The 24646-nt window shown below is 66.8% G+C and carries 20 protein-coding genes; 8 read left to right on the top strand and 12 right to left on the bottom strand.

The window, feature by feature from the left end; genetic code table 11:
• Nucleotides 1-24: 24 nt before the first annotated feature.
• The 3 genes from QU663_RS03050 to QU663_RS03040 all read left to right on the top strand — a co-directional run bounded on the left by QU663_RS03050 (nucleotide 25) and on the right by QU663_RS03040 (nucleotide 3358).
• On the top strand, nucleotides 25-618 hold the full coding sequence (locus QU663_RS03050; protein ID WP_034480727.1) for a hypothetical protein: 594 nt from the start codon (nucleotides 25-27) through the stop codon (nucleotides 616-618).
• Nucleotides 619-701: 83 nt separating this feature from the next.
• The gene (locus QU663_RS03045; RefSeq protein ID WP_021611344.1) at nucleotides 702-2315 is read left to right on the top strand and encodes a DUF2142 domain-containing protein; all 1614 of its coding nucleotides are present in this window, start codon (nucleotides 702-704) and stop codon (nucleotides 2313-2315) included.
• Nucleotides 2312-3358, top strand: a complete 1047-nt coding sequence (locus QU663_RS03040; protein WP_021611345.1) for a glycosyltransferase family A protein — start codon at nucleotides 2312-2314, stop codon at nucleotides 3356-3358. Before QU663_RS03045 ends, QU663_RS03040 begins: the two co-directional genes overlap by 4 nt.
• Before the next feature lie 85 nt (nucleotides 3359-3443).
• On the opposite strand, the gene QU663_RS03035 is transcribed toward QU663_RS03040, so the two are convergent.
• The 12 genes from QU663_RS03035 to QU663_RS02980 all read right to left on the bottom strand — a co-directional run bounded on the left by QU663_RS03035 (nucleotide 3444) and on the right by QU663_RS02980 (nucleotide 17889).
• On the bottom strand, nucleotides 3444-5174 hold the full coding sequence (locus QU663_RS03035) for an NlpC/P60 family protein (RefSeq protein WP_304990670.1): 1731 nt from the start codon (nucleotides 5172-5174) through the stop codon (nucleotides 3444-3446).
• Nucleotides 5175-5526: 352 nt separating this feature from the next.
• Nucleotides 5527-6480 carry a hypothetical protein gene (locus QU663_RS03030; protein ID WP_304990669.1) on the bottom strand — a complete coding sequence of 318 codons (954 nt, stop codon included), beginning with the start codon at nucleotides 6478-6480 and terminating at the stop codon, nucleotides 5527-5529.
• An 89-nt stretch (nucleotides 6481-6569) separates the two neighbouring features.
• Nucleotides 6570-7523 carry a hypothetical protein gene (locus QU663_RS03025; RefSeq protein WP_304990668.1) on the bottom strand — a complete coding sequence of 318 codons (954 nt, stop codon included), beginning with the start codon at nucleotides 7521-7523 and terminating at the stop codon, nucleotides 6570-6572.
• A 53-nt stretch (nucleotides 7524-7576) separates the two neighbouring features.
• On the bottom strand, nucleotides 7577-8038 hold the full coding sequence (locus QU663_RS03020; protein ID WP_304990667.1) for a hypothetical protein: 462 nt from the start codon (nucleotides 8036-8038) through the stop codon (nucleotides 7577-7579).
• A gap of 196 nt (nucleotides 8039-8234) precedes the next feature.
• Entirely contained in the window at nucleotides 8235-9527 is a 1293-nt protein-coding gene (locus QU663_RS03015) for an ABC transporter ATP-binding protein (RefSeq protein ID WP_021611526.1), read from the bottom strand.
• Nucleotides 9527-10369, bottom strand: a complete 843-nt coding sequence (locus tag QU663_RS03010) for an ABC transporter permease (RefSeq protein ID WP_084437404.1) — start codon at nucleotides 10367-10369, stop codon at nucleotides 9527-9529. Before QU663_RS03010 ends, QU663_RS03015 begins: the two co-directional genes overlap by 1 nt.
• Nucleotides 10370-10409: 40 nt before the next feature.
• Nucleotides 10410-11714, bottom strand: a complete 1305-nt coding sequence (locus QU663_RS03005) for a hypothetical protein (RefSeq protein WP_304990666.1) — start codon at nucleotides 11712-11714, stop codon at nucleotides 10410-10412.
• Complete coding sequence (locus QU663_RS03000) at nucleotides 11711-12982, bottom strand: acyltransferase (protein ID WP_021610697.1); 1272 nt, start codon at nucleotides 12980-12982, stop codon at nucleotides 11711-11713. Before QU663_RS03000 ends, QU663_RS03005 begins: the two co-directional genes overlap by 4 nt.
• Nucleotides 12979-14841, bottom strand: a complete 1863-nt coding sequence (locus QU663_RS02995) for a rhamnan synthesis F family protein (protein WP_034480075.1) — start codon at nucleotides 14839-14841, stop codon at nucleotides 12979-12981. Before QU663_RS02995 ends, QU663_RS03000 begins: the two co-directional genes overlap by 4 nt.
• Before the next feature lie 4 nt (nucleotides 14842-14845).
• Complete coding sequence (locus QU663_RS02990; RefSeq protein ID WP_021610695.1) at nucleotides 14846-15697, bottom strand: NAD(P)-dependent oxidoreductase; 852 nt, start codon at nucleotides 15695-15697, stop codon at nucleotides 14846-14848.
• A 99-nt stretch (nucleotides 15698-15796) separates the two neighbouring features.
• Complete coding sequence (locus QU663_RS02985) at nucleotides 15797-16783, bottom strand: glycosyltransferase family 2 protein (protein WP_296494954.1); 987 nt, start codon at nucleotides 16781-16783, stop codon at nucleotides 15797-15799.
• A complete protein-coding gene (locus QU663_RS02980; protein WP_296494956.1) occupies nucleotides 16780-17889 on the bottom strand; it encodes a glycosyltransferase family 1 protein in 1110 nt (369 codons plus the stop codon). The genes QU663_RS02985 and QU663_RS02980 overlap by 4 nt, the downstream gene beginning before the upstream one ends.
• A gap of 99 nt (nucleotides 17890-17988) precedes the next feature.
• Between QU663_RS02980 and QU663_RS02975 the strand changes: the two genes are divergently transcribed.
• From QU663_RS02975 to QU663_RS02955, 5 genes are all read left to right on the top strand, one after another.
• Nucleotides 17989-19152: a glycosyltransferase family 1 protein gene (locus QU663_RS02975; protein WP_021612194.1), complete on the top strand. Its 1164-nt coding sequence runs from the start codon at nucleotides 17989-17991 to the stop codon at nucleotides 19150-19152.
• Nucleotides 19153-19167: 15 nt separating this feature from the next.
• The gene (locus QU663_RS02970; protein WP_232210940.1) at nucleotides 19168-20802 is read left to right on the top strand and encodes a DUF2142 domain-containing protein; all 1635 of its coding nucleotides are present in this window, start codon (nucleotides 19168-19170) and stop codon (nucleotides 20800-20802) included.
• A 92-nt stretch (nucleotides 20803-20894) separates the two neighbouring features.
• On the top strand, nucleotides 20895-22730 hold the full coding sequence (locus QU663_RS02965; RefSeq protein ID WP_021612196.1) for a phosphotransferase: 1836 nt from the start codon (nucleotides 20895-20897) through the stop codon (nucleotides 22728-22730).
• The gene (locus tag QU663_RS02960; protein WP_021612197.1) at nucleotides 22727-23701 is read left to right on the top strand and encodes a DMT family transporter; all 975 of its coding nucleotides are present in this window, start codon (nucleotides 22727-22729) and stop codon (nucleotides 23699-23701) included. The genes QU663_RS02965 and QU663_RS02960 overlap by 4 nt, the downstream gene beginning before the upstream one ends.
• A gap of 56 nt (nucleotides 23702-23757) precedes the next feature.
• A complete protein-coding gene (locus QU663_RS02955; protein ID WP_021612198.1) occupies nucleotides 23758-24615 on the top strand; it encodes a phosphorylcholine transferase LicD in 858 nt (285 codons plus the stop codon).
• The last annotated feature ends 31 nt before the right edge of the window (nucleotides 24616-24646 follow it).

Here is a 24646-nt window from a genome sequence, read left to right as displayed (position 1 = left end):
ATCCCCAACGAATAAGGACTCTTCGTGACTCGTTTCGCCCCCGCGGCTCTCCTCCTCGCGATGTGCGCACTGGCCACGGCCTCGTGCCAGGTCACCGACTCCGCCCAGTCCGACCAGTCGGTGCCCGTGACGTCCGTATCCCCGGGAGACCCCGGACAGCCGGCGAACTCCTCCATGCCGACCCTGCGCGCGGCCTCCCCCGGCTGCGCCGCCATGGACGCCGTTTTCACTGAGGCCCTGGCCTCCTCCGAAACCGGGCAGGCGTACTCCACGGTCGCGTCGCGGCGCGCCGGAGAAACCACCGCCGACGAGCGCCACCACGCGTGGGAGGCCTTCGCGGCGACCCTGCGCAACGACTACGCCACGCAGCTCAGCGCCGCGGCGACCGACGACACCGCGCGCGAAGCCCTGGCCGCCCTCAACGTCTACGTGGACCGCAACGCCGCCCTTGACTCGGGCGCCATCCCCGAATACGCCGACCAGGCCGCCGCCCAGGAGGCCCTCAAGCGCGGCGAGAAGCCGGAGACGAACCCCGCCTACGAGCAGGCCCTCGCCGAGGCCACGAGCGCCCACGCAACCCTGACGACCTGCATGCCCCACTGGCCGGTCGTCTTCTAACCCGACCACGGCCTCACGGCGGCCGAAGTGGCGGCGACTCGTGTAAATTATGGGTATCCGTCCGAAACAGATTGGTTCACTCCATGGCACGCGCGCTCGCCGACCACCTTGCTCCCCTGCGGGATCGTTTCGTCGCCTCGGCGGCCCGACCGCTCGCCCTCATCATCGTCGTGCTCGGCGTCCTCGCCGTCAGCGCGGGATGGGTCTTCGCCTCGCCCCCGGGTGCTTCCCCCGACGACGACTACCACCTGGTCTCCTCGTGGTGTCCGCGCCCCGCCACCTCCTCGTGCGCGACGACCACGATCGACGGCAATCTGTACGTCATGGCACCCGTGACCACGTCGCATGCGCCGTGCGAAGCATTCAAGGCTGACAAGTCGCACGCCTGCATCTACGAGTATTCGGACGACACCATGTTTCCGACAGACCGCTACAACGACGGTCAATACCCCTACGGCTTCTACCAGTTCCACCATCTCTTCACCGGACACAACGTCGAGCACTCGGTGTGGGTCATGCGTGCCATCAACGCCGGGATCGCCATCATCCTCATGGGGGCGATCGCTGCCCTGTCGCGCCGGTCCGTGCGTTTCAGCGTGCTCTTAGCAGCCCTGGTGTCGTGGACGCCGATCGGCCTGTACTTTATTGCCTCCAACAACCCCTCGTCGTGGGCGATCACCGGCGTGTTCTGCTACGGCGCGGCCCTCTACTCGGCCCTCAACGCGCAGGGGTGGCGACGCTGGGCTCTCCTCGGCGCGGCCGCCTTCGCGGCGCTGCTGTGCTACGGGTCCCGAGGCGACGCTGCCTTCTACGTCTTCGTTGCCTCCCTGGGAATCCTGATTCTGGCGGCCACGCGCCGTCACCTGCCCGAGATCGGAATCGCGACCGTCCTGAGCATCATCGGCGTGTGGTGCATGCTCGGGTCGGGCCAGTCCGAACATATCGCCCAGTCTGATGCGTCCGTGACCCTGCGCGAGCGCATCGATATCGCGATCATGAACATCCGCTACCTGCCCGAGTACTTCGCCGGATTCGTTGGCCTGGACTCGGGACCCGGCTGGCGCGATACCCACCTGCCCGGCTACACGACGATCATCGGGCTCCTCGTTCTGGGTGCGGTGATCTTCTTCGGCGCGCGCGCGATGAGCTGGCGCAAGGCCCTGGCCGCCTTCATGGTCTTCGGCGCGATGGCCGGCATCCCCCTCCTGATCGCGACCCCGCCCACGTTCCCCAACCTCGGCGGCTACCACTCGCGCTACGCACTGCCCCTGCTCGGCATCTGGCTGGTCATCTGGCTCGCCTCGAGCCGTAAGAACTCCTCGATCACGAAGGGGCAGCTGACGATCTTCGTCTTCTTCATGAGCGTCGTCGATGCCGTCGCGATGCACACGACGATCGCTCGCTACGTCAGCGGACTCCTGTACATCCCACACCTGGGTTGGATTGCGCCGGGCAACCTGAACGGCAACATCCAATGGTGGTGGGCGGGCGCGCCGATCACCCCGATGACCTTGTGGATCATCGCGACGGCCGGATACACCCTGGCGCTGATCGCGGGCTCCTACCTGATCGGCCCGCGGGTGCGTGACGCCGAGGAAGCGGACGCCCCCACCGTCCACGCGGCCATCGCGCCGCCTGCGGAGCCTCTGCCTGAGCCCGCCACCACCGCCGTCCGCGAGAAGGAAGAAACAGAATGAGCGCCACAGTCACCGTCGTCGTCCGCACGCGCAATCGCCCGGCGATGCTCACCCGAGCCCTGGGCTCGATCGGATCGCAGACCTTCACGGACTACGAGGTCGTCATCGTCAACGACGCCGGCGACGAGGCCGAGGTCGCCTCGGTGGTCGACGCCCAGGACGCGGAGCTGCGCGCCAAGATTCAGGTGGTCACCAACGCGGTGTCGAAGGGCCGCGAGGCTGCCCTCGACTGCGGCCTGCAGGCTTCGCATAACCGCTACTACGCGGTCCACGACGACGACGATTCCTGGCACCCGGAATTCCTGGCTCGCACGGTCGCCTACCTGGACGAGCATCCCGACGCCGGGGGCGTCGCGACGCGCTGCGAGATCATCCGCGAGCGCGTGCGTGCGGACGGGACCTGCACTGAGATCGAGCGCGAGGTCCTGTCGACGGACATGTACGGCCTCTCCCTCGTGGACATGATGGTGGAGAACTACACGCCGCCGATCTCTCAGCTGATCCGCCGCGAGGTCGCCGATCGCGTGGGTCACTGGGATGGTTCCCTGCAGACGCAGGCGGATTGGGATTTCAACCTGCGTCTGCTCGCGGATTCCCCCGTCGGTTTCATTGATGAGGGGCCTTTGGCCTTCTGGCATCACCGTGACACGCTGGATCCGTCGCTGGGCAATTCGATCGTGACGGACGCGTATCTGCACACGTGGGACAACCTGCATATCCGTGATCGTTACCTGCGTGCCATGCTGGCGACGGAGGATCCGTCGTCTCCGCACCTGGGCCAGGCGTTGCTCACCGCGGAGTATTACCGGCGCACGCGCGAGGAGCTCTTGCGGGTGGATTCCGGGATGCATTCCTCGCTGAACCTGGTCCACGTTAACCTGCTGAACACGATGAAGGCCCTGCATCAAGAGGTGCACGAGCTGCGTGAGGAGGTGGCTGCCCTGCGTCAGGAGCTGGAGGATAAGCCGACGCTCGGGGAGTCGCTGCGCAGCGCGGCGACGGCCCCCACGCGCGCGGCGCGGCGCCTCTTCAAGCGCGGATAGGGTATTCGTCGGGCGCGAGCGCGAGCCTGCCTCCCTCGTCCCCGGGTCGGCCCCGCTTCGGGGCCGACCCGTTTGCGTGGTGTCCCTACGGGAGGGGACGCACGACGTCGGGGGTCATGTTGGCCCACCCGTAGCTGGCGGTGATGTGGTCCATGCGCGCGGGGCGGCCCATCCAGTCGGTGTGGACGATCATGTCGTCGCCCAGGTAGATGGACACGTGCGTGACGACGCCGCCGCTCCTGTAGAAGATGAGGTCTCCGCGCTGGCGCTGGGCGAGCGGCACGTGCTGGAAGTATGGGTAGGCGTAGAGTTCCTGGGACGTGCGGTAGTCGGGCCACCCGTGCTTGATGACGGTGATGGGCTGGGGGTCGAGACCCGCGGCGTACAGGGATTGGAGGACGAGGCCGGAGCAGTCGAATCCGAGGTCGTAGGGGCCGGCGCCTCCCCACGTGTAGGACGAGCCGGTCTGGTTCCACGCGTATCCGATGAGCGCTTCGATGCGCTCTGAGCGTGTGGCGGTCAGGGGCAGCGGGCTGGCCTGGTACTGGTCGACGGTCCAGGGGTATCCGGTGTCCATGGCGTCCCAGGTGGCGCGGTCGACGACTCCGGTCGGGCTCAGGCCCGCGCGTCGCTGGAAGTTTGTGACGGCGGAGACGAAGGCGGCGTCGACGCTGGCGAGCTTGGTGGCGTGCCACAGGCCGAGGCGCTGCTGCACGATGCGGACCTTGACGCCGTTCATGCCCCATGTCAGGGTGTTGGTCTGGTCTCCGAGCCCGGTGATGTGGTCGGTGGGCTGGAGGTAGCCGGCCGGCGCCTCGTACCCGAGCCACGCGCCCGAGGCGTTGAACTCGTAGCGGCGCCCGCCCAGTTCGAGCGGGGTGGTGCGCATGATGCCGCTATCGGGGTCAAGGTAGTACCACTCTCCCCCGTCCTTCAGCCATCCGCCGATCTGGGCGCCGCTGGGGGCGAAGTAGTGCCAGCCGTCGGCCAGACGCGCCCACCCGGTACGCATCGCACCCGAGGAGTCCATGCAGTACCAGGTACCGTCCACGCCCACCATGCCGGTCGCCATGACGCCCGTGTTCGGATCGAGGTAGTACCACGCTCCCCCGTCCTTCAGCCACCCGCCGATCTGGGCGCCGCTGGGGGCGAAGTAGTGCCAGCCGTCGGCCAGACGCGCCCACCCGGTGCGCATCGCACCCGAGGAGTCCATGCAGTACCAGGTACCGTCCACGCCCACCATGCCGGTCGCCATGACGCCCGTGTTCGGATCGAGGTAATACCACGCTCCCCCGTCCTTCAACCACCCGCCGATGAGGGTCCCGGTGGGCGCCAGGTAGTACCAGTGGCCGCCGTCGCGCAGCCATCCGGTGGCCATGTAGCCGCGTTGATCGAAGAAGTAGCGCGAGCCGGCGATGCGCGCCCAGCTGCCCGCCGGGTAGGTGCCGTCGTGGCGGCGCCACCACCAGCCGATTGAGTCGCGCAGCCACGCTCCTTGTCCCGTCTCGTCGGCGGCGCCAACGGTCGGGGGTTCGTTCGCCACCGACGAGGCCTGGGCGCCCCGGTCCTGGTCGCTCGCGCTGGGGGCGGTGGCCTCGGGCGCGCCCGTGGTCGCGGGGCTGGGTGGGTCGGACGGCGCGGCCTGCGGGGCGGACTGGGCTGCGGTCGATGCCTCTGGCGTGGATTGCGGCGCGGCCTCTCCCCCGTCATCGGCGCGCGCCTGTGCGGGCAGCGCGATGAGGGCGAGGGACAGGCCGAGGGTCATCGTGAGGGCGCGCAGGGATGCGCGGCGCGTGCGGGTGGGCGTCGTTGCCATGGGATGCCTTACCGGTGGAGGATAGTTCTCCTACAAGTGTATGGGATCTTCCGAGTTGAGTGTGGGTGAGCTGGTGCTGGTCGGGGGTTGCGGGTAGAAGTTAAGAACCTTGACGACGAGCGGACTGCTACCCCCGCGATCGTCAAAGGACCTGGGGCGGTGTCTCGCCACTACCTGCTGCTCTGCTTCGCGGCAGCGTTGAGATCGATGTATCTGCTCGTCGACCTGGAGGGGATCCATCGTGGTTGCTCGGCGTATCTCGGGATTGATGCGTGATAGAGAGCCCTGCGATCGCCCGACTGACTACCTCGAATGTGGGACGTTTGCGCACGGGCAAGTGGTGGTCGCGCTGTTACTTCTTGCGGCGCAGGGCTATGACCAGGGCGCCTGTGCCGACCAGGAGGAGGGCGGCGATGGCGGCGCCGATGCCGATGAGCAGGCCCGTGGAAGAAGACTCCCCCCTCTGGGACTGGTCGCCCGACGCGGCGGACGAGGCACCGGTGGCCGGGTCGGTGGTGGGCGTGGGGGTGATGGTGAAGGGGTTGACGGGTGCGACAAGGTCGGTGAAAGGCCCGACCGTGCCAGCGAGTTTGCCGGTGAAGTAGTCTTCGACGTCGCCTTCCATGAGCGGCTCATCGGTCGTGGGGATCGTGGCCCCGTCGTCTACGTCCCACACGCAGGAAGAGGCGTGGCTAAGAACAACAAGGTTGTTGAGGTCTTCTTTTGAGGGGTTCGCGTTGCAGTAAGCGTTATTCATGCCCACGACGTCAAAGTCAAGGCGCTTGAAATATACATTGTCAAAAGAGGTGGCGATCTGGTTGAGGTAGGCCATGGGCGGGCGCACCTGCATGTGCCCCGACTCGTCCAGGGAATAGAACGCATGGCGCGCCTCACCCAGGTAGTATGCTTTGATCTGACAATCGTCGTATTTTACAGCGGCCTCCACCTGGTAGTCAGGGCCGGTGCCAGACCAGAACGTGGACACCAGGTCCTGGCACTCCTGCTCGGTCAGGTTCCGCCCGTTACCCCACTCTGAGAACACCAGCGTCAGGTAGGCGGTAGGCGTGATGCCCTGCTGCCCCGGAACGATGTCCTCACCGAATTCGAAGCGGGCTCTCATGCGGATGGTGCGACCGGGGAACATCGGGGTAGTGGGCGCGGCCGTGGGCGGGGTGGAGGGCACCGGAACAGGCCCATCATCGGCGTGAGCGGGCAAGGCCGCCCCCGCCACACAGCACGCCACCGCAGCCAGGCCTGCCATCCATCGGGCCACACGCCGACACACACCCGTCACTGTCGCCATCATCCTGAGTCCTCCCCTTCGTCGTCGATTGGATGCTACGCCCCGGAACCGCCGGGCTCGTGGCGGCGTGCCGGTCCGTGGTGGCCGCGCTGTTACTTCTTGCGGCGCAGGGCCACCACCAGGGCCCCGGCGCCCACCAGGAGGAGGGCGGCGATGGCGGCACCGATGCCGATGAGCAGGCCCGTGGAAGAAGACTCCCCCCTCTGGGACTGGTCGCCCGACGCGGCGGACGAGGCACCGGCGGCCGGATCGGTCGTGGGTACCGGGGTCACAGTGAAGGGGTTGACGGGTACGACAAGCTCGGTGAAGGGCCCGACCGTGCCATTAAGGTAGGTGGTGAAGTAGTCTTCGACGTCGCCTTCCATGAGCGGCTCATCGGTCGTCGGCATCGTGACCCCGTCACCGACATCCCACACACAGGTGGACATGTGGGTGATGTTCAAGAGAACGTTGAGTCTATCATTTGAGGGGTTCGCGTTGCAGTGAGCGTTATTCATGCCCGTGACGTCAAAGTCAAGGCGATCGAAGAGAAGGTCGTCAAAAGAAGTGGCGATCTGGTTGAGGTAGGCCATGGGCGGGCGCACCTGCATGTGCCCAGCCTCATCCAGGGAATAGAACGCATGACGCGCCTCACCCATGTAGTACGCTTCGATCTGACAATCGTCGTATTTTACCGCGGCCTCCACCTGGTAATCAGGGCCAGTCCCGGACCAGAACGTGGACACCAGGTCCTGGCACTCCTGCTCGCTCAGACTCCGCCCCTTACCCCAATCTGAGAACACCACCAACAGGTAGGCGGTGGGCTGGCTGCCCTGCTGCCCCGGAACGGGATCCTCGCCGAAATGGAATTCGACCCTCATATGGATGGGGCGACCCGGGAACAGCGGGGTAGTGGGCGGCGCCGTGGGCGGAGTGGAGGGCACCGGAACAGGCCCATCATCGGCCTGAGCGGGCAAGGCCGCCCCCACCACACAGCACGCCACCGCAGCCAGGCCTGCCATCCATCGGGCCACACGCCGACACACACCCGTCACTGTCGCCATCATCCTGAGTCCTCCCCTTCGTCGTCGATTGGATGCTACGCCCCGGAACCACCGGGCTAGTACCGGTACCTTTTCAACCTAGCGAGGTTCGACCCGGAAGGGTGCTTGGCGAACTCGTCAAGGGCGGCCTGTTTGTCATCCGAGATATACACCGAGGGAATCTTCGCGGCCTCCTTATCCAACCAGCCCGCAGCATCGCCCTCATTCTTCACCAGCATATCCATCGCTGTGCTGATCTTGTCAGCGAACGCTCTGGCATTTTTGGCCATCGCCTTAAGGGCCGCGACCTCTTCGGTGAGGTACTGTTCGTACTTAGCTGCAAAGGCCTTGGGACCGGATTCGGCGCTCCACTTCCCCTCGGTCTGCAGCTTACTATTTGTATCCAGTAGCCGGGCGGCTTCCTCGAGTTTCGGGGCAATATCTTCGCGGAGGGCCTGTTCCCAGCTCCTCCACTTCGCGTAGTGCACCTGCATGTCGGGGGCGACAGCTTGCCCGTCATCGGTGTTGATCATGACCATGACTGCTCCTCTGAGTTGATGCGCCACTGTAACAGGGTCAGCCTACCAGATGGCAGGCGGGGCAGGAAAGCGTGAACAACATGCGCACAGGCTCAGCCCAACGGAACAGGCAGTATCCGACGGTGACCCTCCCCGCGGAAATGTTTGGGGGCCGGGGCTCGATGAGCCCCGGCCCCACCGTATCAGCCTGGGTTCCTCAGTCCTCGGCGCCGAGCGCGTCCGCCTGTTGCGCCTGCATGCGGGCCAGACGCTGGAAGTCGGCGGCGCCGCGCCGAGCGATGTCACGCATCGGCCGCTCGGGGGACAGTCCCGAGAAGGACGCCCCGAGGGTGATGATGCCGCCGGATTCCATGCCGGGGCCGGGCAGGACATCGAAGCGGCGCGCCTTTTGAAGGGCGTCGATAACGCTGGTCATGTCGTGGTTTTGGATGGCCGCGGAAATCGTGTAGGAGCCTGGGTTGAGGGCCAGGCGCGGGATATTGACGTCCAGGTGGCCGGTACCGGGCTCGATGGAGGTGGGCACGTAGCAGGCGTCGACGCCGTGCAGGCCCCACACGAAGATCCCTTCGCGGGTGTCGATAGAGACGCCGAAGACGGGGGCCGTGATGCGCTCTTTCGCCCGGTAGTGCAGGCGCAGGCGCACGGCGTCCCCCGTGTTGACCAGCGAGGTGGGCTCACCGGAGGGGCCCAGGAGCTCAATCTTCTCGATCATGGCCTCGCCGCTGCCGAAGCGCGTCCCCCCGCCCTCGACCTCGACGGCGTGGTGAGCGACGTCGGAGTAGGTGTCGATGACCTCGGCGGCGTTACCCACATCGACGAGCGTGCCGTGGTCCAGCCAGGCCGCCTGATCGCAGAAGGTGCGCATCTGCTCGAGGCCGTGAGAGACGACGACGACCGTGCGGCCCTGGTCCTTGAGCTGGGCGAACTTGTCCATGCATTTGTTCTGGAATTCCATGTCGCCCACGGCCAGGACCTCGTCGACGAGGAGGATGTCCGGCTCGACGTGGATGGACACGGAGAAGCCCAAGCGCACGTACATGCCGGAGGAGTAGTTCTTCACCGGCTGGTCGATGAAGCGCTCCACGCCGGAGAAGTCGATGATCGCGTCCAGCTTGGAGTCGATCTCCTTCTTGCTCATGCCCAGGATCGCGCCGTTGAGGTAGATGTTCTCGCGGCCCGAGAGCTCGGGGTGGAAGCCGGAGCCGACCTCGAGCATGGCGGCCATGCGGCCCGTCGAGGAAATCGTGCCCTTGTCGGGGGTAAGGATCTTCGCGATGCACTTGAGCAGCGTCGACTTGCCGGAACCGTTGTGTCCGAGCAGCCCGAAGGTCTTGCCCTGCGGGATGTCGAAGGAGACGTCGTCGAGGGCCCAGAACTCCTCGAACTGGGCGCGCGAGCGCTGCAGGAACGCACCCTTGAGGGACTGGTTACGGTTCTTGTAGATGCGGAAACGCTTGGACACGCCCGCAACGGAGATCGCGTTCGTCATCAGAGTTCCTCCACGATTCGTGCCGAGAAGCGACGGAAGATGAGCGAGCCGAGGCCGAAGATACCGAAGGCCCAGGCGGTGCAGCCCAGCCAGACCTGCCAGGACGGGATCGCGAATCCGTAGAGCGTGGAGCGGTACGCCTCGAGGAAGAGCTCGGCGGGGTTGAGGCGGAAGATCGTGACGATCGGCAGGGGTTCACCGCCCCACGTCCACCCCTTGGCCGCCAGGTCGGTCTGCACCTTGTTGAGCATCGACAGAGAGAAGACGACGCCGGAGGCGTACATCCAGATCTGGTTGAAAATCTGCCACAGGTGCGAGATATCGCGGAAGTAGACGGAGGCGATGGACAAGATGAGGCCCATGCCGATCACGAAGAGCATGGCAAGGGCCGTGATGGCGATGACCGCTGGGATCATCAACAGCACGCCGGGACCACCCGCGATGCACATGATGACGATGATGACGCCCAGCTCGAAAGCGAAATCGTAGGCCAGAGCGAGAACGGAGGAGTAGATGAGGACCTGGCGCGGGAAGTAGACCTTCGTCAGCAGGCCGGAGTTGCCGACAAGGGAGTCCATGCCTCGCTGGATGCCGCTCGACATGAAATTCCAGGCGATGACGCCCACGCCGATCCACAGCGCGAAGGAGGACAGCCCCGAGTTCACGCCCTTGTCGGCCTCGCCGCGAAAGACGACGCCGAAGATCAGCGCGTAGACGGCGATGGTCGCCAGGGGGTTGATGAAGGACCACAGGCGCCCCAGCGCGGTGCCCTTGAACTCAGAGGAGATCGAACGCTGCGCCATGCGCACCGTCAGGTCGATGACCCGTTTCGTCTCAGACACCGCTTCTCCCATCGTTTCTGTCGTGGTCAGGAATTCTATCTTACTCGGGCGAGCCCGGAGTGAGCGCGAGGTATCGCTGCGTGAACTCTACGATCACGACGCTGGGGCGGTATGCCTCGATGAGAGAGGCGACATCCGTGGGATGCTCCGCGTCGAGGGCGTGGCCAACCTGAATGGTGTATTCGAAGGTCGCGGCCACGTCGGGACCGAGGTTGTTGCCCTGCGAGTCGCGCACGATGAGCGCGGTGCCGCGTCCGTTGGGGTTGTACGTCAGCGCCGGCTTGTTCTCGAAATCGATGGGGGTGGCCAGGGACACCTCGGGGGCGCCCGCCACCTCGGCCATGCGCGCGGAGGCGTCCGCGAGCTCGTCGCGCGAGTCCAACCGAAGCATGCGCACCGAGCCGGGGTCCTGTGCGTAGGTGGGAATCGCCCACGGGCCGGTGGCGTTCGGCGCGCCCAGGCCCTCGTACTCGTTGGGGGCGTCAGATGTCGACACGCCGGAGGGCGCGAGGGAAGGCAGGCCCGCCAGGGACGGGTTGAGTGCCCCCAGGCACGTCAGGGTCTGGTTCCAGGCCACGTGCGCCGCGTAAGGTGACCAGTGCGGGTTGACGGCCGAGTACAGGGGTGCGTCCGTCGTGGCGCGCGCGTCGACGAGGCCCTGGCGCACGTCCACCCACGGGTGGGCGGGTAGCGCGGTACGCATGAGGTCCATGGAGGTGGTGCCGCGCAGCGGGTCGGTCCACTGCGGCAGCTTGTCGGAGTAGACGTCCCAGGTGGCCGGGGCGGGCAGGAACATGGTGGTCGCGCCGTTGGCGTCGCCCGCCTGCTCGATGGCCGTCATGTAGCGGTCCCACGCGCCGATCTGGTCGGCGTTGGGGCGCACGCGACCCAGCGCCTGTGAGAAGTTCGCGTTGAAGACGTCGGAGAGGAAGAAGTACCCGTCGCGCCCCTCGACGTAGGTGCTCACGCCGGTCATGCCCGCCTGGAACGAGGCGTCGGCGGCGTCGGTGGGCAGGTATCCGGCGGTGCCGGCGACGCCCGGCGTCCAGGGGCCCACGTCGGCGCGCGGGGTCGGCGCGCACGCCTCGGGCACGGCTTGGGCCGTCGTCCGGTTGAAGCCGACGGGCGCCGAGGCCGGGGCGGGGGCCGAGGCCGGGGCCGGGTGGGTGCTCTGGTACCACACGCCCACGCTGGTTGCCGCGCATGCGCCCGCAAGGAGAATCGCGAGGGGCACGTAGTGGAGGCGGTGCTTCCACGAGCCGGTGGGCACGCCCTCGTCGTAGGAGACGTCGCGCAGGCCGGACTCGGATTCCTTGAACTGACCGGACGACTTCTTCTCGCTCACTTGGTCTCCTCCTCGGCGTTGGCGGAGGCTTCCTCGGCCTCCATGACCGTCGCGATCCTGGTCGAGGACAGGGCCGGCGTGACGATGCGGCGGGCCACGGCCTCGTACGTGGGACGGAAGTGCTCGATGAGTGCACCCATCCAGCCGGGCAGGTAGTTCTTCTGGCTCATGGCGGGTTTCTCGATGAGGTGCCACGACAGGTAGGCCAGGATGTGCACGGTGATGACGACCGTCAGGTGGTAGGCGAGCCAGCCGCGGTCCTGCAGGTGGAAGTATGCGGCGAAGGCCATGATCGGCCACGCGTAGATGTAGATGCCGTAGGACAGGTCGCCGTGCTTCTCCCAGTTCTGCAGGGGCAGGCGGATCGCCAGGTACATGAGGAAGTAGAGGAACCCGTACTGACCGACGATGTTCCAGCCGCCCGACGCGTAGGACAGGACGCCGAAAACCAGACCGCCCCACGCCAGGCGCGAATCCATGGGGATCTTGTCACCGTAGAGGGTGAAGAGCATGCCGAACGCGAAGGGGCCCATGAACATGAGCATGAAGGGATCACGCAGCAGGTAGTTGACGTTGGCGACCTGGCCCGCGCCCATCCACTGCAGGGCGTTGAGGGCGATGAGGACGAGGGCGAAGGCGCCGCCCACCTTACGGTTTGCGAGCGCACCGAAGAGGCCGAGGACCGCGACCAGGATGTATGCCTTGAACTCATAGATGAGGGTCCACGCCGAGCCGTTCCAGTCGCGCGCACCGTGCAGGATGAAGTAGGGAAGGTTCTCGCCCATGCCCGCGATGTTGCGCTGCCCCAGGTTGAGGAACATGTTGTTCACGAAATAGGTGAGCGGGGACTCGGTGGCGGGGTGCAGGTAGCCGGAGATGTTGTGGAAGGTATGCCAGTAGGCGATCGGCGCCAGGACGCCGACCGTGAAGAGCAGGGCGGCCCAGAAAGCCGGGAAAATGCGCAGGACGCGGCGCCACATGTAGCGCCAGATCGTCGCGCGCCCCATGCGCGAGCGCGTGATCAGGAATCCCGAGAAAAAGAAGAAACCTGCGACGGCGACACCACCGATGGACTGTTCTTTCGAGATCTGCACGCCCAGGTCCTCGCCGCCGTAGAAACCGGCGATCGGTCCGGCGTGCGAGAAGATGACCATGAAAGCCATCAGCCAACGCAAAAACCCGATCGAGTTAGACCGCGAGTTGAATGCCTGCGCGACGGACTGGGGCGTGTGGGGGGCCGCAGCCCGAATCGTGGAGGCCAGACTCATCGCTTACCTTTCATCGATCGAATCGTATGGACGGCGCCGCGCACGACGCGGTAGGCGGGTTTGAGCGCGTTACCCAAGCCGGGGTTGCGCACCATGATGTTCGTCTTGACGGCGCCAAGCAGGTTGGGGACGCCTCCCGAACGCGCCTTAAGGTAGGGAACCTGGTCAATCGAGAAGGGAGGGAGCATGGAGGAGACGGCGGCCAGCTTGTATTCGAGGTAGCCGTAGTACACGCCCGCCCACTTCGGGGTCATGACGGGACGCACGTAGTAGCCGCGCGACAGGACCGCGTAAGCCAGGAGGCGCTCGATGACGTGGGCCAGGGAGCCGTCCTTGTAGCCTCCCTCTTCGGGGAAGTCCTCGGGGACGAGGCCGGCGCCGGTCAGCGGGGACAGGGCCTGCGGGCGCGCGATGAACATGGAGCCGTAGGGGGCCAGCGGCTGGTGGTCGTCGAAGGGGACGGTTATGCCGACCTTCTTGGCGAAGTCGCGGGCGGGGCCGCGGTTCGCGAACCATGCGTGGCCCATCGTCGGGTATCCCATGTGCGGCATGGGGGCGATCGCCATGCCCAGGCCCGGGTGGGCGGCGAACTCGGCGAGGATTCCGGCCACATGGTCGGAGGAGGCCAGCAGGTTGTCGTAGAGGTGCTCCTTGAAGAGCTGGGCGGCGTTGTAGTCGTCCTGGACGGACTTCTTCGAGTGGATCTTCACGACGATGTCGTACTCGCCCGAGGTCAGGACGTCGTTGCAATCCACCAGGAAGGCGCCGATGTCGCGGCCGCGGTTGGAGGAGACGACGCGCACGTCGGCGTCCACGCCTCGTTCCTGGGCGCGCGCTTCGATGAGGGCCTTGTTCTCCTCGTTCGAGGTTGTGGCCACCAGGTGGTAGCCGGCGGGCAGGACGCTCAGGCGGTCGAGGATCTCGTCGGCCATGTCGGCGTAGAAGATGTGGGCGACGGCGACGACCTTGAGGGAGGCTGCCGCGTCCAGGGTGGCCTGGTCGGCGCGCGGCGGGATGACGGTGGTCAGGCCCGCGTTCGTCACGAGATCACGAGGACGCGAGGTGCGCGCCAGGTTCGTGAGGATCAGGTCGGTGTCGTAGCCGGCCTTTTCTGCCAGCTCCAGCATGTCCGCGCCGATGATCGCGTGGCGGTCCAGGTACAGCGGGTCGTGGAACAGGTTGCGGCGCTTGAGGATCGGGCACCCGTCCGCGAGCAGTAGGGCCGCGTTATCGAAGACGGGGTTGGGCGAGGGGTAGTCCTCGCGCGGGTACGCCACGGCGTGGGTGTAGCCAAGTTTGTTGAAGTACTCCGTGAAGCGCGACTCGTGCCATTGAATCGAGTCGTTGTAGGAGCGGATCGGGGGCATCTCGTCCCAGTACGTGCGGAAGTCCGGGGAGCTGAGCAGCGGGTTGCGCACCGCGATCCAGTGGGACTGGATGTGGCGGGGCATGCGGGAGGAGGCCAGGAAGGGGTGGGGGCGAATCTCGTCATGTTCGGTGATGCCCCAGAAGTCGATGGCCCCCGCCGCATCGATACGGTCGAAGAGATTCTTCCACGGGTGGATGGGGGCGAAGAAGGTGTAGTTGAAGAGTATCAGCTCGTCGAACTGGCCGAGGCGTTCCCATCCGAAGCGGGCGATGCCGTCGCGGTAGCCGCCCACGTCGAAGCCGGTGTTTTCCCGTTCGAACACCTCGGTCGCGCCCGTCAGGAGGCGCTCGCGCGCGGTGTCGTCCAGAGGGGAGTTGGACACGACGAGGATCTCGTCCAGGTACTCGCGCAGCGACGTCAGGCACGCAACGACATAGTCGTCGACGATGCCCTGGGGATCAAAGAACAGGAAGATACCGGCGCGCTTCACGATGTCACTCCCCCGCACCGTCGACGGCGGCGAGGATCTGGCGGATCTTCGTCGCGTCGCCCCACACGCCCGGGGAGTCGTAGGGGCGGTCCGGGAAGGCGCCGTACTCGAGGGTGATGTCCAGGTCGTTCTCGCGGATGTAGGCCTCGACGCGGTCGGCCAGGCTCATGGGCTCGCCGCTGCAAATGTTGATGATGCCGTCGACCTCATCCTGGGAGACGGCGGCCGCGATCTGGTAGGCCAGTTCCTGAATGGAGATGAAGTCGTAGAGGTTCTTGCCCGTGGTGAAGGGGAAGGTCTTCTTACCTTCCTGGGCGGCGGCCAGGAGCTTGGAGAAGATCGAGGAGCCGTGTGCGTCGTCGCCGACGATGTAGTAGCCGCGCAGCCACTGCATGGTCGCGCCGTGCTGGGCGGTGAGCAGCTGCGTGATCTGCCGCAGGGCGTTCTTGGAAATGCCGTACAGGGAGGCGGGGTTGCACGGAGAGTTCTCGTCGATGGGGCCTTCCCAGTAGCCGACCTCGTGCATCGAGCCCATGACGGCCAGGTGGGTGCACCCGCCCGCGAGGAGGTTCTCGATGAAACGGTAGTGGGCAGGCAGATCCTCAATGTGCGCCGGCGAGTTGTGCACAAAGCCGTCGCGCCACGCCAGGTGCAGGACCACGTCGGGGCGTCCGAGCTGGTCGTAGATATCGGCGTCTCCGCTGAAAATCTGGGTGTCGATGCGGCGGGCCCGCTCGTCGACCCCGTCGAGACGGAAATCGACGACGCTGACGTCAAGGCCGCGCTCCAGCAGGGCGTGAACGATGTGGCGACCAATGTAGCCGCCGGCTCCGGTAACGAGGACAGTCTTCACCATGTGACTCAGTCTATCAAGGCATGGCCGCTACGCAGCCCCGCCTCGCGTTGTGTGCCGCGACGCACCCACCCGCCCCGGCCTCGTCGACGAGGCCGACGCCTAGGAGCGGGAGGCGGTGCGGTGGCGCAGGGCGCGAGGCAGGGCAAGGAGTCCCTGGAAGACGCCGCGGGCGACGGGCCCGCGGCCGCCCGAGCGCAGGGCGCGGGCCAGGGAGCGGGCGACGGCACGCGCGACGACGCCCCACGGGGCATGCTGGGCGGCCACGATGATGCGGTTGCGGGCGTTGACGCGCAGGAACATGGGCGAGGACGTGCCCGAGGAGGCCGCGTGCTCGTGGTCGACGACGGCGCCCGCGACGAAGCGCACCTGGAAGCCGGCCTCGCGCAGCTTGTAGGACAGGTCCGTGTCCTCGTAGTACATGAACAGGTCGGTGCGCACTCCCCCGACGCGCCTCCATGCCTCGGCGGCGATCGCGCAGGCGCCTCCGCACAGGCCGAAGACCTCGGGGGCGGGCAGCGGGGAGTCGGCGGGGTCGAGCCAGGAGCGGTCGTATCCGTTGCCGGCGGGGTCGACCTCGTTGCCGGTGGAGTTGATGAGGACGCGCCCCGCGGGCTCCTCCTCCCCCACGCGCGCCCACCGGCTGCCGTCTCGGGCGACCAGGACATGCGTATCCGAGGCGGTGGCGGGCCGCCACGTGCCGGTCAGGAGGATGAGGGCGGTCGTGGCCCCCACGGTCTCCCCCAGGGGCGCCAGGAGGGCCTCGAGGAAGCCGTCGCGTGCGGTCGCGTCGTTGTTGAGCAGGACGACGGCCCCCTCCGACAGGCCGGCCGCTCCGGCCATGACGCCGGCGCCGAAGCCGTCGTTGGTCCCGGCGTTCACGAGGGAGACACGCGCGGGGTCGGCGGCCCCTCGAAGCTCCTCGAGGCCATCTCGTAGGACGCTCAGCGAGTCGTCGTCGGATCCGTTGTCGACGATGACGAGGTGGTCCCCCTCCCCCATCTGCGGCGCGATCGAGTGCGCGGCGCGCAGGGTCAGCGGCGCGTTCTTCCAGTTGACGAGGATAACGCGGGCGGTCCTGGTCCTCATCGCGCACCCGCCAGGTGGCGGTAGACCTCGGCGTGCGCGGCGGCGGAGGCCTCCCACGTGAAGCGGCGCGCGCGCTCGATGCCGGCCGCAGCCAGGTCGTCGTGGGCGTCCCCGGCGGCGGTTCGCAGGGCGGCGGCGAGCGCGTCCGCGACGGTCGGCTCGACGAGCAGCCCGGCGTCGCCGGTGACCTCTTCCATGCAGGTGCCCGCGCTCGTGACGACGGGGGTCCCGTGGGCCATCGCCTCAAGGACGGGCAGGCCGAAGCCCTCCCACAGGGACGGGAACGTGAAGACGCGGGCGCCCGCGTAGGCGCAGGCCAGGTCGGCGTCGTCGAGGCGGCCCAGGACGTGGACGCGGTCGGGTGCCAGGGGCGCGTCGGTGGGGTCAGAGCCCCATCCGGCGGGACCGACGAGGACCAGATCAAGGTCGGCGTCCTCCATCTGCCGGTAGGCGGCCAGGAGGGTCGGCAGGTTCTTGCGGGGCTCGCGGGTTCCGACCCACAGGATGTAGGGGCGGGTCAGGTCCCAACGGGCGCGGAAGTCCTCGATCTGGTCGGCGGTGACGGGCGTGTGGCTCAAGCCGTGCGGGATGACAGTGATGAGGGAGGCATCCAGGCCCGCCTCGACGCAGTCGTCGGCGGTGGCCTGGGAGGGGACGATGATCGCGTCGGCGCGCTTGCGCGTGATCTCGAGGGCGCGGTGGAAGTAGGCGGTTCCGTGGGCCGTGAAGTGGTCGGGGTCGCGCAGGAAAGCGACGTCGTGGACGGTGACGACCAGGGGGCGCGAGGTCGGCGGGATGGCCCAGGTGGTGGCATGGATGATGTCGGGGGCGGACGAGGCCGTGGTGAGCAGGCGGTCCACGCCCGGGGCGCCGAGCCGGTCCCAGGCGGCGTAGAGGGCGCGGCGCGGCAGCGCGCTGGCACGCACGGGGATGGTCAGGCCGACCTCGCCGGGCGTGGGGGCGCCGGAGCCGTGGCGGGCGCTGATGCCGACGGCACGGACCCCGCAGTGCGCGAGGCGGGAGGCGACCTCGACGATGTACCGGCCGGACCCGCCGGGCACGGGCTGCCACATTTGCTCGACGACCATTCCAACGTTGACGCTCATGACTCCAGGGTAGTTCACGGGCCGCGGATGGATGCCGGTAAAACGTGAGGGAGAACAAAATGGCATACGATAAGGGGACCAGTTGCTCCTGCCCAACCGATGGGATTGATCGTGGCCTACACCGTTTCACACTCGCATCCGATCCGCGTCCTGCTGGACGGAACCGCCATCCCCGCGGATCTGGGCGGCGTCGGCCGTTACGTGGACGACCTCGTCCCGGAGCTGGTGGACCAGGGCGTGGACCTGACGATGGCAGTCCAGGAGCGCGACGCCGAGCACTTCGCGACCCGCCTTCCCTCGGCTCGCATCATTCCGATTTCGCGGCGTTTCGAGTCGCGTCCGGCGCGCATGGCGTGGGAGCAGACGGGACTGCCCAAGCTGATCCGCAAGGTGCGTCCCGACGTCTTGCATTCCCCCCACTACACGTGCCCGCAGTTCCCGGGCGTCCCGGTGGTGATCACGCTGCACGACGCGACGTTCTTCTCTCACCCGCAGGCGCACTCGCCCCTCAAGCAGCGTTTCTTCACGGCCGCTATCCGCCGCGCTATCCGCCGCGCGGACGCGCTGGTGGTGCCCTCCCTGGCCACGCGCGACGAGACGATCAAGTACGCGGGCGGGGATCCCTCGCAGTTCTACGTGGCCTACCACGGCGTGGATCGCTCGATCTTCCACCCGGTCTCGGACGCCGAGCGCGAGCGCGTCAAGGCGTCTCTGGGCCTGGAGGGCCGCGACTACATCGGCTTCCTGGGCACGCTGGAGCCCCGCAAGAACGTACCGAATCTGGTGCGTGGCTGGGTGAAGGCCGTGGCCGATCGCCCGAATCCGCCGGCCCTCGTGCTGGCCGGCGGCAAGGGGTGGGACGAGGACATCGACCCGGCCCTGGCCTCGGTTCCGAAGCATCTGACGGTCCTGCGCCCCGGCTACCTGCCGCTGGAGGACCTGCCCGGTTTCCTCTCGGGCTGCGTTATCTTGGCCTACCCCTCGATCGCGGAGGGCTTCGGCCTGCCGGTCCTGGAGGCGATGAGCTGCGGCGCCGCAACGCTGACGACGCGCCTGACTTCTTTGCCGGAGGTGGGCGGCGACGCCGTCGCCTACTGCGATATCGACCCCGATTCGATTGCTTCCGCTCTCACCGAGCTGCTGGATGACCCTGCTCGCCGCGCGGCGCTGGGCGCGGCGGCGATTCCGCGCGCCGACGAGTTCACGTGGGCCCGCGCGGCCTCCGTGCACATCGAGGCGTTCCGCGCCGCCGCCCGCGCCTAAGACGACGGTGGGCGCGTGAGCGAGAAACCGCAGGAACTGCGCGTGGGTGAGGGAGGACCGCAGGAGGCACAGTCGGCCTCCTCCACCCCCGGTGCCCCTGGACGAGGCCGTGGCACGCCCGCTCGCTCTCGCTACCTTCTCGCGGTCCTCCTCGTGGTCGCGGTCATTGCGGCGTCGCTGGCGTGGGTGGTCTCATCCCCCGTTGGTTCCTCGCCGGACGAGGATTTTCACGTGGGGTCCATGTGGTGTCCACCGCCCGTGGACGAGACCGGCTGCCAGATCTCCACCAAGGACGGCGAGAAGGCTGTCATGGTGCCGCAGTCGCTGGCCAAAGAGTACGTCACCTGCTACGCCTTCGACCACGATAATTCCGCGCAGTGCGCCCTCAACGCCTCGGACGAGGAGCTGGCGCCGACCCTGCGCTGGGACGACGGCAACTACCCGTGGGGCTACTACCAGTTTGCCCATCTGTTCGTGCAGCATTCGACGAATCGCGCGGTGCTGGCGCTGCGGGCGTTTAACGCGCTGCTAGCGATCGGCCTGCTTGGCGCGATCATCGCGTTGGCCGACTCGGGTCTGCGACGCGCCATCAGCGTCGCCCTGACGGTCGCGTGGCTTCCGATGGGCTTCTATTTCATCACCGGGATGAACCCCTCCTCGTGGGCGATGACCGGCACGTTTGCGTTCGCCTCCGCTCTCCTGGCGTCCACGCGCTCCGAGGGGCGCAGGCGCGCCGGGCTGATTGCCTGCGCGCTGGCGGGGGCGGTCCTGGCGTGCACGTCGCGCGGCGACAGCGCCTTCTTCCTCTTCGTCATCACGGTCGCCCTGGCCTTTGCTGTGCCGCTGAGCAGGCGCATCGTGCCCGAGGCTTGCCTGTCGTGCGTCGCCTCCGCCGTGGGTATCTGGGTCATGTCGCGCACGAACGTGGCGGCCTCGCACCTGGCGTCAGGGAGTGACGTCTCGGGGGAGTCGTGGTGGCGCATTGTGTACCTGAACGTGTCTGCGCTGCCCAACTATCTGCGCGGCTTTGTCGGCTACCTGTTCGGTCCGGGCTGGAACGACGTGTCCTATCAGGGAACGGTGTCTTCTGGCGCCTCCCTCGTGGTGGTCGCTCTCCTCGCGTGGTCGCTGCGCTCGCTGTCCTGGCGTAAGGTCCTGTCTGCGATCACGGTGGCCGGCGCGATCACGGGCGTTCCCGTGGTGATTGGCCTGCGCGGACACTTCAACAACGTCCTCACCTACCAGCCGCGCTACATGCTGCCGCTCTTCGCGGTCTTCATGCTCATGCTCCTGGCCCCCTCCCCCGCCCGTGACGAGGGTGGCCGCTCGCTCGGTAGCCGTCCCTTCCGCGTGCCGCAGGGCGTCGCGGGGCGCGTCGGCACGGGCCTCGTCGCCGCCGTGTGGGCGCTGACGAACGCGCGGGCGCTGTACCTGGTGATCGAGCGCTATGCCTTCGGGCACACGGCGCATGGGATGCCGATCGACCTGTCGACGCGCAACCTGAGCGACGGCAACGAGTGGTGGTGGCCGAACGCTCCCGTCGGCCCGATGACCGTGTGGGTGGTCGGCGCGCTCGCCGGATTCGTCGCCATCGCGCTGGCCGCATACCTGTGGGGCGGAGTGACCCGCGAGAGACTACAAGATCACTAAATTCGACCACCCCTCATGTTCACTTTTTGAGCTACGGATGCTACGCTCGAACATGTTTCACCCAGCTGAACCAGTGAACGAAAGGTGGTCGCATGTCGTCGACGAACGTTGGCACCCTGAGCGAACCCCAATTCAACGTCCTGACCGCCCTGGCACGGGCCGGATCCGCACTCACGCAGCGCGCGCTGTCCGTGGCCACCAACATGAGCCTGGGCCGCGTCAACACCGCGACGCGCGAGTGTGAGGCCGCCGGCTACATCGAGGACCGCGCCATCACCGACGCGGGACGCGCAGCGCTGGAACCCTATCGCGTCACGGGCGCCGTCATCATGGCGGCCGGCCTGTCCTCCCGATTCGCCCCGATCAGCTACGAACGCCCCAAGGGCACGCTCAAGGTGCGCGGCGAGATCCTGGTCGAGCGCCAGATCCGCCAGCTCCACGAGGTTGGCATCACGAACATCGCGCTGGTCGTCGGCTACAAGAAGGAATACTTCTTCTACCTGGCAGACAAGTACGGCGTCGACATCGTCGTCAACCGCGAGTACGCCACGCGCAACAACAACGGCTCCCTGTGGCGCGTGCGGGAACGCCTGGACAACACCTACGTGTGCTCCTCGGACGACTACTTCACGACCAACCCCTTCGAATCCTACGTTTACAAGTCCTACTACTCGGCCAACTACGTCGAGGGCCCCACCGACGAGTGGTGCATCAAGGTGGGCGCGGGCGACCGCATCACGGGCGCGACCGTGGGCGGCGAGGATGCGTGGGTCATGCTCGGCCACGTCTACTTCGACCGCAACTTCTCCGCAACGTTCCGCGAGATCCTCGAACAGGTCTACGACAAGCCCGAGACAGTCTCGAAGCTGTGGGAGTCCATCTACCTGGATCACATCAAGTCGTTCGACATGGTGATCCGCCGCTACCCCGACGGCGTCATCCACGAGTTCGATTCAGTCGACGAGCTGCGCGACTTCGATCCGCTGTTCATCGAAAACGTCGACTCCGAGGTATTCGACCACATCGTCGAGACTCTGGGCTGCGCAAAGTCGGAGATCCGCGACTTCTACCCCCTCAAGCAGGGCATCACGAACCTGTCGTGCCACTTCGCGGTCGGAGACGACGAGTACGTCTACCGCCACCCCGGCATCGGCACGGAAAAGATCGTGGACCGCAGCGCAGAGTTCGCCGGCTTGCGCCTGGCCGCCGAACTCGGCATCGACGATACCTTCATCACGGGTGACCCGGCGGCGGGATGGAAGCTCTCGCGTTTCGTGCGCGACGTGCGCAACCTGGACGTGACCCGCCCCGAAGAACTGAAAGCGGCCATGGAGATGGACCGCGCCCTGCACACCTCCGGTCGCGTGCTGGACCGCTCCTTCGACTTCGTCACCGAAGGCTTGCGCTACGAGGGCATCCTGAAGACTTTCGGCCCGATTGACGTTCCCGGATACTTCGAGCTGCGCGACAAGGTCCTGCGACTGAAAGCATTCGCGGACACGGACGGCTTCGATAAGGTCCCCTCGCACAACGACTTCTTCCCCCCGAATTTCCTGGTGGATAACGATGGCAACATCAGTCTCATCGACTGGGAGTACGCGGGCATGTCGGACATGGCTGCCGACTTCGGCACGATGACCGTGTGCACGGCGGAGATGACCCGCGAGCGCGCGGCCGCCGCCCTGGAGTACTACCTGGGCCACACCCCCACCGAGCGCGAGGCGCGCCACTTCTTCGCCTACGAGGTCTTTGCCGGCTGGTGCTGGTACCTGTGGGCGCTGGTCAAGGAGGCCGAAGGCGACGACGTCGGCGAATGGCTCTACATCTACTACTCGCACGCGACACGCACAATCGATTCCCTGCTCGCTTCGTACGAGGCCACCTCGACCTCGGGCGCGCAGGTTTCCCAGGAGGGTGAACTGGCATGAAAACACAGCACGGAGGCAAGCGCTACGGCTTCTTCTCGGGCGCGCTATGGGGCCTGGACACGGTCGTCCTAGCGATCGCGCTAGCCATGATTCCGTTCGCCGACTTCGGCCAGTCGGCGCTCGCCGGCGCGGTCCTGCACGACGTCGCGTGTGCCGTCATCCTGGTCGTGTATATGGCTCTCCGAGGCCGCCTGAAGGACACCTGGGCGGCGCTGCGCACGCGCCCCGGCAAGTCGGTCATCGCTGCGGCGCTCCTGGGCGGCCCGATCGGCATGAGCGGTTACCTCATCGCCATCGACAACATCGGCCCCGGCCTGACCGCGATCATCTCGACGTTCTACCCGGCGCTGGGCACCCTGCTGGCCTTCATTCTCTTGAAGGAGCGCATGGCTCCGCGTCAGATCATTGCCCTCCTGGTCGCGCTTGGCGCGATCGTCGCGACGGGCTGGTCGGCGACGGCGGAGCCGATTGAGGGCGGCAACGCGATCCTGGGCGTCGCCGGTGCCCTGGCCTGCGTGGTCGGCTGGGGTTCCGAGGCCGTGATCCTCACGTGGGGTATGCGCGACGAGGCCGTGGATAACGAGGTGGCCCTCCAGATCCGCGAGACCACATCGGCCATGGTCTACCTCTTCATCGTTGCTCCCATCGCGGGCATCTTCGGCTTCACGCTCCACTCGCTGGCTCACCTGTCCGCGGGCGTGGTTGCCCTGGCCGGCCTGGCGGGCACGGCCTCGTACCTCTTCTACTACAAGGCCCTGTCGGCCATCGGCGCCTCGCGCGGCATGGCCCTGAACATCTCCTACTCGGCGTGGGCGATCATCTTTGCCCTGGTGTTGCAGGGAACGATCCCGACGCCCATGCAGGTCCTGTGCTGCGTCATCATCCTGGTGGGCACGGTCCTGGCGGCCACCTCGAACTGGGGTGACCTGCTTCCCAAACGCTCGGAGAAGGTCAGCACCTCTCAGGCGTGAGACAATGGCGGGTGGGCGCAGGCGCGCCCACCCGCTTAGTCGTATTCGGAGGACTTATGACGACGCCCGACACCGACCTGCGTAAGGTCCAGAAGCTCCTGACGCTGATCCTGGCCGAGCTCGACCGGGTCTGTCGGCAGATCGGTGTGTCCTACGCGATCTACGGCGGCACCGCGATTGGCGCGATCCGCCACGGCGGCTTCATCCCCTGGGATGACGACATCGACGTGATGATGACGCGCGCCGACTACGAGCGTTTCCTGTCCGAGGCGCCCGCGCTGCTGGATGAGCGTTTCCGCCTGGATAACACGCGCACGCGCGAGGACTTCCCCTTCATGTTCACGAAGATGGTCATGCCGGGCACGCTCCTGATTCCCGAGGCCGACAAGGACTCGAAGTACCGCATGCCGTTTTTCCTGGACATCCTGCCCCTGGACGAGATCCCGGCCGACGAGAAGGCCTTCCGCCAGATGTCCCGCCAGTCGTGGTGGTGGGGTCGCCTCCTCTTCCTGCAGGGGACGCCTCGTCCCCACCTGATCAACACCCCCGCGTGGAAGAAGGCGCTGATCTTCTCCGCGACGACCGTGGCGCACCTGGGCCTGAAGGCCGCGCGTGCGACGCCTCGCAGCCTGCAGGAGCGCTGGGAGAAGGCGGTTCGCCGATACGAGGGGGCCGGCACGGGCGTCTACGCGGACTTCACGATGCGCGACCCGCAGAACTGGATCGTGCGCGAGGAGGAATTTTTCCCCACGCGCGACGTCCCCTTCGAGGACATCACGGTCATGATTCAGAACCAGTACGACGCGCTGCTGCGGCGCGGATACGGCGACTATATGCAGCTGCCGCCCCCGGAGCAGCGTTACAACCACGAGGCCGCGGTCATCGACTTCGGCCCCTACGCCGACTCCCTGTAGGCCCCGGGCCCCATCGAGCGATCGGAGAGAC

Origin of the sequence: Schaalia sp. HMT-172 (genome assembly GCF_030644365.1) — a bacterium.
GTDB lineage: Bacteria > Actinomycetota > Actinomycetes > Actinomycetales > Actinomycetaceae > Pauljensenia.
The sequence above is the reverse complement of the archived record's forward strand: the minus strand, read 5'-3'. Positions and strand labels throughout refer to the sequence as shown.

What these genes read in the sequence shown, in the direction of transcription:
- QU663_RS03045 (WP_021611344.1), top strand. Translation starts at nt 702, where the DNA reads ATGGCACGCGCGCTCGCCGACCACCTTGCTCCCCTGCGGGATCGTTTC.
- QU663_RS03040 (WP_021611345.1), top strand. Translation starts at nt 2,312, where the DNA reads ATGAGCGCCACAGTCACCGTCGTCGTCCGCACGCGCAATCGCCCGGCG.
- QU663_RS03035 (WP_304990670.1), bottom strand. Translation starts at nt 5,174, where the DNA reads ATGGCAACGACGCCCACCCGCACGCGCCGCGCATCCCTGCGCGCCCTC.
- QU663_RS03030 (WP_304990669.1), bottom strand. Translation starts at nt 6,480, where the DNA reads ATGATGGCGACAGTGACGGGTGTGTGTCGGCGTGTGGCCCGATGGATG.
- QU663_RS03025 (WP_304990668.1), bottom strand. Translation starts at nt 7,523, where the DNA reads ATGATGGCGACAGTGACGGGTGTGTGTCGGCGTGTGGCCCGATGGATG.
- QU663_RS03020 (WP_304990667.1), bottom strand. Translation starts at nt 8,038, where the DNA reads ATGGTCATGATCAACACCGATGACGGGCAAGCTGTCGCCCCCGACATG.
- QU663_RS03015 (WP_021611526.1), bottom strand. Translation starts at nt 9,527, where the DNA reads ATGACGAACGCGATCTCCGTTGCGGGCGTGTCCAAGCGTTTCCGCATC.
- QU663_RS03000 (WP_021610697.1), bottom strand. Translation starts at nt 12,982, where the DNA reads ATGAGTCTGGCCTCCACGATTCGGGCTGCGGCCCCCCACACGCCCCAG.
- QU663_RS02990 (WP_021610695.1), bottom strand. Translation starts at nt 15,697, where the DNA reads ATGGTGAAGACTGTCCTCGTTACCGGAGCCGGCGGCTACATTGGTCGC.
- QU663_RS02985 (WP_296494954.1), bottom strand. Translation starts at nt 16,783, where the DNA reads ATGAGGACCAGGACCGCCCGCGTTATCCTCGTCAACTGGAAGAACGCG.
- QU663_RS02980 (WP_296494956.1), bottom strand. Translation starts at nt 17,889, where the DNA reads ATGAGCGTCAACGTTGGAATGGTCGTCGAGCAAATGTGGCAGCCCGTG.
- QU663_RS02975 (WP_021612194.1), top strand. Translation starts at nt 17,989, where the DNA reads ATGGGATTGATCGTGGCCTACACCGTTTCACACTCGCATCCGATCCGC.
- QU663_RS02965 (WP_021612196.1), top strand. Translation starts at nt 20,895, where the DNA reads ATGTCGTCGACGAACGTTGGCACCCTGAGCGAACCCCAATTCAACGTC.
- QU663_RS02960 (WP_021612197.1), top strand. Translation starts at nt 22,727, where the DNA reads ATGAAAACACAGCACGGAGGCAAGCGCTACGGCTTCTTCTCGGGCGCG.
- QU663_RS02955 (WP_021612198.1), top strand. Translation starts at nt 23,758, where the DNA reads ATGACGACGCCCGACACCGACCTGCGTAAGGTCCAGAAGCTCCTGACG.